The following is a 13,876-nucleotide window of genomic DNA, read 5'->3' as shown; positions in this document are numbered from 1 at the left end:
TGGACAAATGGACGGCGACACTACCCAGGCAGACTCCGGTCTCGGGACAGACTTTGATGATGATTTCGACCCACTGATCGGAAAGCTCGACCCGGCACTACCGAGCGAGAGGTACCTTGACCGGGAGCTGAGCTGGCTCGCGTTCAACCAGCGGGTGCTCGAACTGGCCGAAGACCCCACCCTGCCGGTGCTCGAGCGGGCAAACTTTCTCGCGATCTTCGCGAGCAACCTCGACGAGTTCTTCATGGTGCGCGTCGCCGGGCTGAAGCGCCGCATTCTCACCGGTCTGGCCGTGCCCACCAACGTCGGCCGCGCCCCCCAAGACGTTCTGACGGACATCTCCACCCACGCTCACGCGCTGCAGGCCCGCCACGCCCTCGCCTTTCACGACCTCGTTCGCCCGGCAATGGCCGAGGCCGGCATCGATGTGGTCGACTGGCAGAGTCTGAACGACGCCGACCGCCGCTCTCTGCGCACGTACTTCTCAAACCAGATCTTCCCGGTCTTGATGCCTCTCGCGGTCGACCCGGCGCATCCGTTTCCCTATATTTCGGGGCTCTCGCTCAACCTCGCCGTGCGGGTGCGCAACTCCAAGACCGGCAAGCAGGAGTTCGCCCGCCTCAAGGTGCCGCCCATGCTGCCGCGCTTCGTGCGGGTGGACCGCACGGAGTCGCCCGACAGCATCCGCTACATCGCGCTCGAAGACCTCATCGCCAACCAGCTCGGCGACCTGTTTCCGGGCATGGAAATTCTCGAGCACCATGTCTTTCGCGTCACCCGCAACGAAGACGTCGAAATCGACGAGGACGAGACCGAGAACCTGATCAAGGCCCTCGAGAAGGAGCTGCTGCGCCGCCGGTTCGGCCCGCCCATTCGCCTCGAGGTCACCGAGGACATGGACGAGGTCACCCTCGACCTGCTCGTGCGCGAGCTCGACGTCACCGAGCAGGAGGTTTACCACCTGCCGGCGCCGCTCGACCTCGGCGGGCTGTTCTCGCTGCGCATCGACCGCCCCGAACTGCACTACGCCAAGCACGTACCGACCACGAGCGTGCAGCTGCTGCCGGGCGAACCCAACGCGGAACCCGACATCTTCACGTCGATCGCGCAGCGCGACATTTTGCTGCACCACCCCTACGAGTCGTTCGCGACGAGCGTGCAGGCCTTTCTCGAACAGGCCGCCGCCGACCCGAACGTGCTCGCCATCAAGCAGACGCTGTACCGCACGAGCGGTGACAGCCCCATCGTCGACGCGCTCATCGCTGCCGCCGACGCCGGCAAGCAGGTGCTCGCCCTCGTCGAGATCAAGGCCCGCTTCGACGAGCAGGCCAACATCACCTGGGCCCGCAAGCTCGAAAAGGCCGGCGTGCACGTGGTCTATGGGCTCGTCGGCCTCAAGACGCACTGCAAGCTCGCCCTCGTGGTGCGCTACGAAAAGGGTGTGCTGCGCCACTACAGCCACGTCGGCACCGGAAACTACAACCCCAAGACCAGCCGCATCTACGAAGACCTCGGCCTCTTGACCGCGGATGCCCAGGTCGGCAAGGATCTCACCCGGCTGTTCAACGAGCTCTCCGGGTACGCGATCGAGAAGAAGTTCAAGCGCCTGCTCGTGGCGCCGCTGCACCTGCGCAAGGCGCTGTTGAAGAACATCGCGACCGAAATGGACTTTGCCCTCGAGGGCAAGCCCTCCGGCATCCGCATCAAGGTCAACTCGATGGTCGACGAGGACATCATCGACGCCCTGTACCGGGCCAGCCAGGCCGGGGTTCCCATCGACATCTGGGTGCGCGGCATCTGCAGCCTGAAGCCCGGTGTCGTCGGCCTGAGCGAGAGCATCCGGGTGCGGTCGATCCTCGGCCGGTACCTCGAGCACTCGCGGGTGTTCTCGTTCCACAACCTCGGCGACACGCAGCTCTTCATCGGCAGTGCCGACATGATGCACCGCAACCTCGACCGCCGCGTCGAAGCGCTGATTCGGCTGATCGACCCGGCCCACCTGTCCGAGGTCGACAACCTGTTCGACCGCGCGATGGACGAGCGCACCTCATCGTGGTGGCTCGACGGCAACACCGGGCAGTGGACCCGTCACGACAGGGACGACAACGGCGCCCCGCTCGACGATATCCAGAATCGGCTGATGCAGCAGATCTCCCGCCGCAAGCGCCCGTCTGCCCGCCGATGAGTGAGCCGGCCGTCTTCGCCGCCGGTGCCGTGTGCTGGCGGCTGGTCGAGGGACGCATCCTGATTCTGCTCATTCACCGCACGGTGCACGGCGACGTGACCATTCCCAAGGGCAAGGTCGACCCGGGCGAATCCCTGCCGCGCACCGCGGTGCGGGAGGTACAGGAAGAGACCGGTCTCGACCTCGCGCTCGGCGTTCCGCTCGGCATCAGCCGTTACCCGCTGAGCGACGGGCGCGACAAGATCGTGCACTACTGGGCGGCCGAGGTCAGCCCGGAGGCGATCCAACGCTCGACCTTCGTGCCCAACGGCGAGGTGGCCGCGATCGAATGGGTGACCATCAAGAAGGCGCGCACCTACCTGAGCTACAAGCCCGATGTGGACATTCTCGAGTCCTTCGAACGCCTCGTCGACGCCGGGGTGACGCGCACCTTCGCGCTCATCGCGCTGCGCCACGGCAAAGCCGTGCCGCGCAGCTGGGACGGCCCCGACAGCAGTCGCCCGCTGACCAACCGCGGCGTGAAGCAGGCGGCGAGCGTCGTCGAGACGATCACCGCGTGGCGGCCCCAGCGCATCATCTCGAGCACCGCGACGCGCTGCGTGACGACCGTGGCCCCGCTCGCGGCAGCAACCGGCATCGAGATCAAGCGCACCGAGTTGATCAGCCAGGACGCCCTCGAAGACGGCACCGCCGACGTGCGAACGGTGATCGGCAAGCGCATCCGCTCGCGCAAGACCGCCGTGCTGTGCAGCCACGGACCGGTGCTGCCCGAGATCATGCGCGAGATCGCGCTCGCGACCGGGTCGACGCACGGCGCGTATCTGACGGATGCGGCGAGCCTCGACACCGGCGGATTCAGCGTCGTTCACCTCTCGGCCGAGAACCCGAGTGCGGGCATCATCGCGATCGAAACACACGCCCCACGACTTTAAGCGCTGTGCGTTTAAAAGTTACCGTGCGTCGCCAGCCGTTATACGCCGTTCATCTCCCGTTCACCTTCAGGCTGCTGTTCCGTTAATCCCGGCGCATAGTTTTGCTCTCGGGTCGGCACCGGCCTGCACTCCCCGTTTCGATGCGTCCTGCACTCGACACAACCCCTGAAAGGGATCCTCTTGAACTTCAAGCGTTTTGGCCGCACCGCTGCCATTGCTTTCGTCGCCGTCATCGCCCTGTCCTCCTGCGCAGCAAACGAGGGTGACACCGCTTCCACCGGAGATAACGCCGCGAGCGGCCTCACCGGAACCCTGAACGCCGGCGGCGCGTCGTCGCAGGGCGCCGCTCAGGAAGCCTGGGTTGCCGGCTTCCAGACCGCAAACCCCGACGTCACGATCAACTACGACCCGAGCGGTTCGGGCGCCGGCCGCGAGGCCTTCATCGCGGGCGGCTCGGCATTCGCCGGCTCCGACTCCTACCTCGATGAAGACGAGCTGGCCGGCGTATTCGCCGCGTGTGCTCCCGACACCAAGGCCGTCGACCTGCCGGTCTACATCTCCCCGATCGCCGTGATCTTCAACGTCGAGGGTGTTGACGAACTCAACCTCGACGCTGACACGCTGGCCAAGATCTTCGCCGGCACCATCACCCAGTGGGATGACGCCGCCATCGTTGCGCTGAACCCCGACGCGACCCTGCCGTCCGCGCTCATCACCGCCGTGCACCGCTCGGACGACTCGGGAACCACCGAGAACTTCACCGACTACCTCGCCAAGGCAGCTCCCGAAGCCTGGGGCGAAGAGGCCAGCGACACCTTCCCGTTCGGCGGCGAAGCGGCACCGCAGACCTCCGGCGTCGTCTCGGCCGTGACCAACGGCGTCAACACCATCGGCTACGCCGATGCGTCGGCCGCTGGCTCGCTGAACACCGCCGCGCTCAAGGTCGGCGACGAGTTCGTCGCCTACACCCCCGAGGCCGCGGCCGAGGTTGTTGCCGGCTCGCCCCTCGTCGAGGGCCGCGAAGCGGATGACCTCGCGCTCGACCTGAACCGCCTCACCACCAACCCGGAAGAGTACCCCCTCGTTCTGGTGAGCTACGCGATCGTCTGCAACGAGTACGCGGACGCCGAGCAGGGCGCCCTCGTCAAGGCGTACGTCGAGTACATGGCCAGCGAGGCCGGCCAGGCCGTCGCCGCCGAGTCCGCCGGCATCGCGCCGCTCTCCGCTGAGCTGTCCGAGAACGTTGCATCCGTTCTCGCGACCGTCAAGTAGTAGTCACTAACCAGCACATTCAGTAACACAGCACCATCGCCCGGACCGGGATCGCAGGGATTGCGATTCCCGGCTCGGGCACACTGGGGTCTGGATTCAGGACCCCCTTCGGTACAGCACCACCCCATACGCACAGGCACCACACACGCACATCAAGGAGACGCCCGGCATGACGACCACAGTTGCCGCCACCACCATTAAGGCCAGGCAACGCCCGGGCGACCGAGTGTTCTCGACCGCCAGCGTCGTGTCCGGCAGCCTGATTCTGGCCGTTCTCGCGGCCGTGGCGGTGTTTCTGCTCGTCGAGAGCCTGCCGGCCTTCGTCGCGCCCGACGAAGCGTTCTCGGGCGAAACCCGAAATTTCTGGGAGTACGTGGGCCCGCTCGTCTTCGGCACCGTCTGGGCCGCCGTCTTGGCGCTGCTGATGGCCGTGCCGATCGCCATCGGCATTGCGCTCTTCATCTCACACTTCGCACCCCGCAAGCTCGCCCAGGGCCTCGGCTACCTCATCGACCTGCTCGCCGCCGTACCCTCCGTCGTCTTCGGCCTCTGGGGCATCACCGTGCTGGCCCCGATGGTGCGGCCCTTCTACGTAACGCTCGTCGAATGGTTCGGCTGGATCCCGCTCTTCGAGGGCCCGGTGTCCGGCACCGGCCGCACTATTCTGACCGTCGCCGTCGTGCTCGCCGTCATGATTTTGCCGATCATCACCGCCATCTGCCGCGAAATCTTTCTGCAGACACCGCTGCTGCACGAAGAGGCCGCTCTGGCCCTCGGCGCGACCCGCTGGGAAATGATCTCGATGGCCGTGCTGCCGTTCGGCCGCCCCGGCATCATCTCGGCGTCGATGCTCGGCCTCGGCCGGGCCCTCGGCGAGACGATGGCCGTGGCCATGGTGCTCTCCCCCAGCGCTGAAGTGATCTTTCAGCTGCTCACCTCGGAGAACCCCACCACGATCGCCGCCAACATCGCGCTGAACTTTCCCGAGGCGCACGGCGTCGGCGTGAACATCCTGCTCGCCACCGGCCTGATCCTGTTCGTGGTCACCCTGGTCGTGAACATGATCGCCCGTGCCATCATCAACAGCCGCAAGGCATTCTCGGGAGCCAACTGATGAGCATCGATATGAAGAGCAGCGACACGATCATCCGCCCGATCACCAACTCCCTGACGGCCGGCAAGCTGCCCAAGCGGTCGCCGCTGTGGATTCTGCTCGGCAGCTGGCTCATCACCGCCGCCGTGTTCCTCGTGCTGCAGGTCACCGAGGTCGCCGACGGCTTCAACCTGGTCGGCACCCTCGTCTTCGGTACCGTGCTGTACTGCGTGGCCATCTACGCGCTCTCCCACATGGTTGAGGGTGCCCGGCAGGCCAAGGACCGCTTGATGACCGCCCTGGTCACGGCCGCCTTCATCATCGCGCTGGTGCCGCTCGTCTCGATCATGATCACGACGGCGATCAACGGGCTGCCGGCCTTCATCACCCCCACGTTCTTCAGTTCGTCGATGCGCAACGTGGTGGGAGCGGGCGGCGGTGTGCTGCACGCCATCACCGGCACCCTGCTGGTGACGGGCATGGCGACGCTCATCTCGGTACCGATCGGGCTGCTGAGCGCGATCTACCTCACCGAGTATGGCCGCGGCCGGCTCGCCAAGGCCATCACCTTCTTCGTCGACGTAATGACCGGGGTCCCGTCGATCGTTGCCGGACTGTTCGCCTTCGCACTGTTCGCGCTGCTGTTCAACGACCCGGGCATCCGCTTCGGATTCGGTGGCTCGATTGCGCTGGCCGTGCTGATGATTCCGGTCGTGGTGCGCTCGAGCGAGGAGATGCTCAAGCTGGTTCCGAACGAGCTGCGCGAGGCCGCCTACGCGCTCGGGGTTCCGAAATGGCTGACCATCATGAAGGTCGTGCTGCCGACATCCATCGCCGGAATCGTCACCGGCGTGATGCTCGCCATCGCCCGCGTGATCGGTGAGACCGCGCCGCTGCTCATCATCGCCGGCTTCACCGCCAGCATGAACTACGATCTGTTCAGCGAGCGGATGATGACCCTGCCGGTATACGTGTACAACCAGTACGTGAGCCAGGGCGTCGACGCGCAGTCCTACGTGGACCGTGCCTGGGCCGGCGCACTCACCCTGATTCTGATCGTGATGGTACTCAACGGTGCCGCCCGCCTGATCGCCCGCATCTTCTCGCCGAAATTCGGCCGCTAAGTCCTCTCTCTATCTGCTGCATTAGAACCAACTCGAAAGGGACTATGTCCAAGCGCATCGAAGTCAACGACCTCAACGTGTACTACACCAACTTTCTCGCCGTCGAGGGTGTCTCCCTCGTCATCGAGCCCCGCACCGTGACGGCCTTCATCGGCCCGAGTGGCTGCGGCAAGTCCACCTTCATCCGCACCCTGAACCGGATGCACGAGGTCATCCCCGGCGCTCGCGTCGAGGGTGAGGTGCTGATCGACGGCAACAACCTCTACGGCCCCGGCGTCGACCCGGTGCTCGTGCGCCGCCAGGTGGGCATGGTGTTTCAGCGCCCCAATCCGTTTCCGACCATGTCGATTCAGGAGAACGTGCTCGCCGGCGTACGCCTGAACAACCGCCGCATGTCCAAGAGCGACGCCGACGCCCTCACCGAGAAGGCGCTGATGGGCGCCAACCTGTGGAACGAGGTCAAGGACCGCCTCGACCGCCCCGGATCGGGCCTCTCGGGCGGGCAGCAGCAGCGTCTCTGCATCGCCCGCGCGATCGCGGTCGAGCCCGATGTGATTCTGATGGACGAGCCCTGCTCGGCCCTCGACCCGATCTCCACCCTCGCGATCGAGGACCTCATCGAAGAGATGAAGCAGGAGTACACGATCGTGATCGTGACCCACAACATGCAGCAGGCCTCGCGCGTCTCCGACCGCACCGCGTTCTTCAACATCGCGGGCACCGGCAAGCCGGGCAAGCTCATCGAGTACGACGACACCACCACGATGTTCTCGAACCCCAAGGTGCAGGCCACCGAGGACTACGTCTCCGGTCGATTCGGCTAGACATCCGCTCTGCAGAACGCCCCGAAACCGTATGGTTTCGGGGCGTTTTCGTGCGTGACGGATGCAGTGGGGCCGGGACCGGGCATCCGCCGCCGCCGGCTGGGCGTGGCGAAAGCAGGACGAATCGCGCGTGTGTCGGCGTACGCAGGACGATTTGGCGCTTTTTCGCCGGTGCGTCCTGCTTTCGCCACGCGCCGTTAGCGGGTGCGGGCGAGCAGGTAGTCGTTGAACGCGCGGGTGCGGGCATGGTCGACGGGCATCGCGGCATCGTCGAGGGCCGTGACGGCAACGGCGAGACGCACGCTCGAGACGAGCCAGGCGGCATCCGCTGCCTGCAGCTCGCTGAGACTCACGTCCCGGTAGACGACCCGGTCGCCCTCGGCTTCGAGGTGCTCGAAGAGGGCCTGCTGGGTGGTGCCGTGCAGAATCGCGCCGCTCGGCGCGGGGGTGACGAACTCACCGCCGCTGAGCAGGATCACGTTGGAGGTCGGGCCCTCCATGACGAAACCGTCGGTCGTGGTGAAGATCGTGTCGTCGGCGCCGCGTCGGTGCGCCTCGCGCAGGGCGGCCATATTGATCGCATAGCTCAGCGTCTTCGCGCCCATCAACAGCCACGGCGCGCGTTCGGCGACCCCGCGCGGGTAGCCGCGGTCGAGGGTCACGACCCGCACGCCGTTCTCGCGTACCGCCGAGAAGTCGGCGGCGACCGAGGCGTGCAGCCACGCGGTCGGGGCGGGCCCATGCTCGACCCCGCGGCTGAGCACGAACTTGAGGGCGACCTGGCCGGTGTGCGGCACCCGGGAGACGGCGTAGTTGATCGCTGAGCGCCACTGCGCGGCGTTGGGCGCCGGCAGGTCGCAGATGGCGGCGGAGTTGCTGAGGCGGCTGATGTGGGCCTCCATCTCCTGTGGGTGCCCGTTGACCATGCTGAGGGTCTCGAAGACGCCGTCACCGCGCTGGGTGCTGAGTTCACCCACGCGCAGGGCGGGAGCAGCCGAGTCCATCTCGTGGAAGGTGGCGTGAAAGTCGGTGCGCGTGTCGTCGGCGGGCACGGGGTCGATCAGCAGGGTGAAGGGGAGCCTCATGCCTCGAGCCTACGGCGGTATGGGCAGCGCCGAGAAACGAAAAAACCACCCTCGCCGGTGCACCGAGGGTGGTTTGTCCGCGACTGAACCGGTTCTGAGGGAGTTCTAGCTTTGGAAGGCCACGATCGGGTCGCTCGTCGGGGCATCGGAGCCGCCATTGGGTTCCACGGTCATGCCGACGGAGTCTCCGGCGTGCATGGTGCCGTCGAGCACTCGCCAGACCGTTCCCTCGCCGGTGGAATCGAAGGTTCCGGCCGGCAGCGGACCCTCGGCGTTGATGTACCAGAGCTGGTAGTCCTGATCGGCCGGCAACGCCGGCAGGCCGTCGACGAGCACGGCAGAGATACCGAGAGTGTTCGACCAGACCAGGGTCGCTTCCTGGCCGTCGCCGGTCGTCGTTGACGCCCGCTGCGAGTCGGGGGCGGCATTGATCTGCGCGAGGCTCGCGGCCTGCTGATCCCCGAACTGGTTGTCGTTCAGGGCTCCGCCGATCACGGTGCCGCCGATGAAGAGTGCCACCGCGGCCGATGCGGCGACGAGCAAGCGGGCCGGACGCTGAAACCAGCGCGCCTGGGCACGGGCTTCGGCGCCAGAGCGCGGCGGGGCCGGGTTCTCGCTCACGCTGGCGGATGCCGGCGATTCCGTGAGCAGGCCAGCGTCGGTGCTTGCGTCGGTGTTTTCGTCGGTGCTTTCGTCGGTGTTTGTGTCAATCGAGCCGATGGCGGGCGTGGCCGTTCGGGCCTCGGACTCAGTGCGAGCCTGACGCCGGGAAATCGGCATGTCGCCGGGAACAAGGGTCAGCGACGTGACGGGGTCGGCGGCATCCGTCGGCTGGTCGGGAGCTGACTGAGCGGACTCAGCCGTCGCGGCCGTCGCGCTAAGCGGGGCGAGCTGCGGGGTCGTCTTGATCAGGTCCATGAGGCTGGCCTTGAGGCCGGCGCTCGGCTGCACGGGAATCGTGGCGAGGCCGAGGGCCACTGCGGTGTCGCTCAATTCCTCTGCCTCAATTCTCGCTTGTTCGGACTGGTCAAGGTACTGCTCATAGAGCGCGATGTCGTCTTGGGACAGTGCGTTCAGCGCATAGGCACCGCCGAGTTCCTCGGGGTGGCCGGTGGGGATCTGTTTGCTCATGAAGTGACGCCCAATTCGTCGCGGAGGCGGATTAAGCCGTCACGCAGTCGGGTTTTCACGGTACCGAGCGGAATGTGGAGCATGTCGGCAACCTCGCTGTGACTGTAGCCGCCGTAATACGCGAGGCTGACCGCCTGGCGTTGCAGCTGAGTCAATCGGGACATTGCCTTCTCCACCCTTTCGTGTTCGATCCGTACTTCGACGGTTTCTGCTACGTGATCGTAAGCAACCGCGAGGTCGCGGATGCCAATTTTGGTGTCGCGGTCACGCCCGGCCTGTGAGGACCGAATGCGATCGACCGCTCGCCGGTGTGCCATGGTCATGATCCAAGTGGATGCCCCGCCACGCCCCGCTTCGTAACGGGTCGCGGTCTGCCAGATCTCCAGAAAAATCTCCTGGGTCACTTCTTCCGACTGAGCATGATCAATCAGAAGTCGCTTGACCAGGCCCAGAACACGCGGGGCAACCTGGTCATACAGTTCTCCGAAAGCAGCTTGGTCGCCCTGCGCCACACGGCTCAGCAGCTCTTCCTTGGTGGGAGGAGCCGTCGACGTGGCGTCGAAGTTGGATTCAGCTGTCATGAGATCAAGCATGTCAGGTCTTGTACCGTTCCATGCATAGGGTTCGGTACCGAGTGCAGAACGGTTTGGTTTTGTCTCATGTTTTGTTGCACTCGCGTGCGCGGCCCGGAATCAGCACGGGTGCACAGTGAAGGCCGGACCGCAGAACGCCTCTCGGCGTGAGGCCGTTCGAGACGGCGAATATTGGAGCCCGGGGTTACTGCGGCCCGACCAGTTACCAGTGTATTCGACGTGGGCGGATGCAGACGGATGTTCGCCCTCGGCGCAGCCGTGCATCATCCGTGTGTCGCGGTGTCCCACGTTCTCGCGAGAGCGGGTGACTCGTCGGTTCGAGCGCGGCTAACCGACGATTCATCCGCTTTCCCGGGAAGGTCTGGCGCTATTCGAGTGACTCGCTGCGCCAGAGGCGGGCGCAGGCCGTGAACTCCTGCGCGGTCGTCGAGAAGCGCAGCGCCCGGGTCGTCAGTTCGGAGGAACGCACGGGTTCGGTGAGGTCGAGGTCATCGGCGACGCTCGTGCATCCGCTCGCCGTGACCCGGCAGTAGGCGGCGGCCCGGTCGAGGGCGACGGCGAAGTCTCCGGTGAAGACTCCGCGCAGAATCTCGTCGGCGAGGGCGATGATCTCGGCGGGTCCGGTGGGCACCGCGGCGCCGGCGACGAGCGGATCGATGGTGACGGCGACATCCGTGCCCCGCTGGTACATGTAGGCCGTGGTCTCGGGATCCTGGCGGATCAGAAGCCTGATCAGGTAAATGCGCCACAGCGCACCGGGCAGGCTGCGGGGCGTGGCGCGGCTCCAGAGTTCGGCGACGGCGTCGATACCGTTCTCGTCGGTGTAGGCAACGAGGCGCTCGACGGTCTCCGGGTTCGGGTCGCTGCGCACCCGGGCGAGCAAGGCCTGCGCGGTCTCGTGGGCGATGCGGCTGATGTGTGCCGGGTCTTCGCCGCCCTTGAACGACTCGAACCGGCTGCCGGAGAACTGGGTGGGCTTGTGAAAGTTGTCGGCCATGGCGTTCTCCTGTTCGCGTCGAGCATTTCGGGTGCTGCGACCGAGAATACCGCGTGTTTTTGGGAGGCCACCTCTGCCCTGCGGAAAGAAGAGGAGTGAATGCAAGGTAAGTTGGTAGACGCGGGCCTCTAGCTCAGTTGGTAGAGCAAAGGACTTTTAATCCTTGGGTCGTCGGTTCGAGCCCGACGGGGCCCACCTTAACCGCGCTTTGCGCGCGGCGGGTAGCGCACCGGATGACGTTCTCCGGTGCGCATCCGTTGTTAATGGGCAGTATTTTTCACTGCTGGTTGAGCCTGGGCGCAGAGTGCGCTGGTTGACCACGCAGGACGACCTTCAGACGCGACGCGCGGGTCTGGACATTAGCCCACCGGGTTTCGACGCTCGCAAGCTCGCGCTCAACCAGCGGGGGGCGAACGGCGCGCGGGGGGAGCGCGCGCGGGGGCGCGCGCGGGGGCGCGGCTCAGCTCGGTGGCTAGAGGGCGTAGCGGTGCCGAATGTGGTGGCGATCGGCGCTGGCCTGCCAGAATTCGACCTCGGTGGGGTGCAGGGCGTACAGCTGCCACGCGGGGTTCGCTGAGCCGTCGGCGCCGGGGCGGTCGTTCCAGTCGGCGGCGGATGCGTCGGCGCTGCGCAGCGAGACAGTGCCGACGACCCGAATCTGGCGACCGACGGCGGGCCAGTAGAAATTGAGTGCCGCCTGGGGGTTGCCCGCGAGTTCGCCCCCTTTGCGGGAGCTGCGGGTCGACGCGAAGCAGAACGCGCCGGCCTCGATGTCTTTGAGAATCAGCATGCGCGAGCTCACCGCGCCCTCGGGCGTCGCCGTCGCGAGGCTGAACGCGTGAGGCGCGGGAAGACCCGCGGCGAGCGCCTGGCCGAGCCAGTCAAGAAACAGGGCGATCGGGTCGGCGGGAGCCGTGGCCGGATCGAAGAGGGGCAGGTTGTCGGGAAAATCGGGCAGGGCGCGCAGCTGGCGTCGAAGGGAGTCGGTCACGCCGCGAGCCTAGCCCGGCCCGCCGGGAGGCGGCTCAGCCCGCGATTGGAGCCACCCTGCTCACCGCGGGTGACCATGCCGCACCGACGGATGCCTGCAAGCTCACTGAGAACCGTCCGCCGGGGATTCACCTGCGGAATGGAAACCACTAGCCTCGCGTTGAACGCCGTAGAGCCGCACGATTGCGGCAGGAAGAGGTCGCAGTGCGACGCAAGAACGAAGAGGTTGAGCGGGACACCGGTGTGGTGGAGAAATATCGCAGTCATGCCAACGGAAACGGGTGGGTCTCGGCGAAGGCGACGGTGCATCCGTCGGCGTTTGTGTCCGAGAACGCGTACGTGGAGGCCGGCGCCGACGTCGGCGCCGAAACCTGGATCGGGGCCGGCAGCTGGATTGACCAGGGCGTCATTCTGGGCGAGCGCGTCTTCGTGGGACAGAACGTGCACATCGGGCCGGATTCCCGCCTCGGCTCGAGCGTCTGGGTCGGCAGCCACGCGCGCATCGGCGCCGACGCGCGCATCGCGGGCGGGGTACGGCTCGAGCGTGACACCGTCATCCCCGACGCCACCGTCATCGGCCCGCCCCCGGCCGCCCGCGTGAATGCCGTCACGCATCGTGTTGCGCCCCACCCGGCGCCGAACGGGGCGGCAACGGATGCCACCCCCGCCAAGCGGGCGCGCAGCCGCTACACCCGCGCCGCGTGAGGGCAGCGATCCAGCAGCTCTGACACGGAGTGGAAGACGAGCGGGGCCGACGATGTCGGCCCCGCTTTTGCGTGCCCGACGCGGGCTTCCAGAGTGGGGTAGACAGTACGTTTCAGGGCCTTTCGGCACCCCCAGTTTGGCCGCGGGACAGACAGCTCCGTGTCCTATTGACCGAATGCCCCATTGTGGGGCTACAACGGGACATTTCCGCCGCGTAACTTCACAATCGCTGGACAGTGGGGGGTCGAAAAGATGCCACTTCACGGCGCTCGTCAACTTTTCCGAATCCTAGAAATACTGGAGTTTCATCATGCGTAAGAAGATGTCAAAAAAGGCGATTGCGATCGCCCTCGTCGCCACCGTCGTTCTCGGAGGAGCCGGTGCCGCGTTCGCGTACTGGACCTCAGACGGCTCCGGCACCGGAACGGTTACCGCTGGGACCTCGACCTCGGTCACGGTCGCTCAAGACGCCAGCGTCACTGCTGCCCGTATCCTGCCCGGCGTGCCCCTCACCCTCAGCGGGACAATTACGAACCCGGGCACGAGCGAAATAACGGTCGACCACGTCACCGCCGCACTCACAAGTGTGAATGGCGTGACGACGTCTACCACTACCGCGTGCGACTTGGATGACTTCACGGTGACAACCACCGAGATGGAACCTGCCGCGGGAGGAGTCCTGGCTGCCGGCGCAACTGGTGGCGCATTCTCCGGAGCAACAATCACCTTGATCAATCTGCCAGCCGTAAACCAGAACTATTGCAAGGACGCGACTTTCATCGTCACGTACAGTGCCGTCGGAATGCCGACCACCTAACTCAGACCCGGCACGCGGATGGGGCCAGGCCGGTCGGCCTCGCCCCATCCGCACCCGGCGTTAAGGCGCGGCGCAGCGGGGCATCCGCTGTGAACAAACCAAGAGCGCCGCCACCCCGAACGCACCAT

The 13,876-nt window shown here is 66.0% G+C and carries 13 protein-coding genes and 1 tRNA gene; 9 read left to right on the top strand and 5 right to left on the bottom strand.

Features of this window, described 5'->3' with window-relative positions:
- Positions 1-7 precede the first annotated feature (7 nt).
- The 6 genes from E3T55_RS13725 to pstB all read left to right on the top strand — a co-directional run bounded on the left by E3T55_RS13725 (position 8) and on the right by pstB (position 7,430).
- Positions 8-2,185 (top strand): RNA degradosome polyphosphate kinase, encoded by a 2,178-nt coding sequence (locus tag E3T55_RS13725; protein ID WP_134520129.1) that lies wholly within the window; start codon positions 8-10, stop codon positions 2,183-2,185.
- The gene (locus E3T55_RS13720; protein ID WP_134520128.1) at positions 2,182-3,117 is read left to right on the top strand and encodes an NUDIX hydrolase; all 936 of its coding nucleotides are present in this window, start codon (positions 2,182-2,184) and stop codon (positions 3,115-3,117) included. Before E3T55_RS13725 ends, E3T55_RS13720 begins: the two co-directional genes overlap by 4 nt.
- A gap of 180 nt (positions 3,118-3,297) precedes the next feature.
- Positions 3,298-4,389, top strand: coding sequence for a phosphate ABC transporter substrate-binding protein PstS (gene pstS, locus E3T55_RS13715; protein ID WP_134520127.1), 1,092 nt, complete (start codon positions 3,298-3,300; stop codon positions 4,387-4,389).
- Between the two features lie 169 nt (positions 4,390-4,558).
- Complete coding sequence (pstC, locus tag E3T55_RS13710) at positions 4,559-5,503, top strand: phosphate ABC transporter permease subunit PstC (RefSeq protein ID WP_134520126.1); 945 nt, start codon at positions 4,559-4,561, stop codon at positions 5,501-5,503.
- Positions 5,503-6,606: a phosphate ABC transporter permease PstA gene (pstA, locus tag E3T55_RS13705; protein WP_241993061.1), complete on the top strand. Its 1,104-nt coding sequence runs from the start codon at positions 5,503-5,505 to the stop codon at positions 6,604-6,606. Before pstC ends, pstA begins: the two co-directional genes overlap by 1 nt.
- A 44-nt stretch (positions 6,607-6,650) precedes the next feature.
- A complete protein-coding gene (gene pstB / locus E3T55_RS13700; RefSeq protein ID WP_134520125.1) occupies positions 6,651-7,430 on the top strand; it encodes a phosphate ABC transporter ATP-binding protein PstB in 780 nt (259 codons plus the stop codon).
- Between the two features lie 197 nt (positions 7,431-7,627).
- Here the strand turns inward: pstB and E3T55_RS13695 are convergent, their stop codons facing one another.
- The 4 genes from E3T55_RS13695 to E3T55_RS13680 all read right to left on the bottom strand — a co-directional run bounded on the left by E3T55_RS13695 (position 7,628) and on the right by E3T55_RS13680 (position 11,236).
- On the bottom strand, positions 7,628-8,515 hold the full coding sequence (locus E3T55_RS13695) for an aminodeoxychorismate lyase (RefSeq protein ID WP_134520124.1): 888 nt from the start codon (positions 8,513-8,515) through the stop codon (positions 7,628-7,630).
- A 105-nt stretch (positions 8,516-8,620) separates the two neighbouring features.
- Complete coding sequence (locus E3T55_RS13690) at positions 8,621-9,646, bottom strand: anti-sigma factor (protein ID WP_134520123.1); 1,026 nt, start codon at positions 9,644-9,646, stop codon at positions 8,621-8,623.
- The gene (locus E3T55_RS13685) at positions 9,643-10,239 is read right to left on the bottom strand and encodes a sigma-70 family RNA polymerase sigma factor (protein ID WP_134520122.1); all 597 of its coding nucleotides are present in this window, start codon (positions 10,237-10,239) and stop codon (positions 9,643-9,645) included. Before E3T55_RS13685 ends, E3T55_RS13690 begins: the two co-directional genes overlap by 4 nt.
- Positions 10,240-10,606: 367 nt before the next feature.
- Complete coding sequence (locus E3T55_RS13680) at positions 10,607-11,236, bottom strand: DNA-directed RNA polymerase subunit beta (protein WP_134520121.1); 630 nt, start codon at positions 11,234-11,236, stop codon at positions 10,607-10,609.
- A 122-nt stretch (positions 11,237-11,358) separates the two neighbouring features.
- On the opposite strand from E3T55_RS13680, the gene E3T55_RS13675 reads away from it, so the two are divergent.
- Positions 11,359-11,431: transfer RNA gene (locus tag E3T55_RS13675), tRNA-Lys, on the top strand.
- A 277-nt stretch (positions 11,432-11,708) separates the two neighbouring features.
- On the opposite strand, the gene E3T55_RS13670 is transcribed toward E3T55_RS13675, so the two are convergent.
- Positions 11,709-12,227, bottom strand: a complete 519-nt coding sequence (locus E3T55_RS13670) for a pyridoxine/pyridoxamine 5'-phosphate oxidase (protein ID WP_134520120.1) — start codon at positions 12,225-12,227, stop codon at positions 11,709-11,711.
- Between the two features lie 203 nt (positions 12,228-12,430).
- On the opposite strand from E3T55_RS13670, the gene E3T55_RS13665 reads away from it, so the two are divergent.
- Positions 12,431-12,931: a DapH/DapD/GlmU-related protein gene (locus tag E3T55_RS13665; RefSeq protein ID WP_166791792.1), complete on the top strand. Its 501-nt coding sequence runs from the start codon at positions 12,431-12,433 to the stop codon at positions 12,929-12,931.
- A 310-nt stretch (positions 12,932-13,241) separates the two neighbouring features.
- Positions 13,242-13,748, top strand: a complete 507-nt coding sequence (locus E3T55_RS13660; protein WP_134520118.1) for a hypothetical protein — start codon at positions 13,242-13,244, stop codon at positions 13,746-13,748.
- Positions 13,749-13,876 lie beyond the last annotated feature (128 nt).

Source organism: Cryobacterium frigoriphilum, from assembly GCF_004403305.1.
GTDB lineage: Bacteria > Actinomycetota > Actinomycetes > Actinomycetales > Microbacteriaceae > Cryobacterium > Cryobacterium frigoriphilum.
This window is presented reverse-complemented; position numbering and strand designations above follow the sequence as displayed.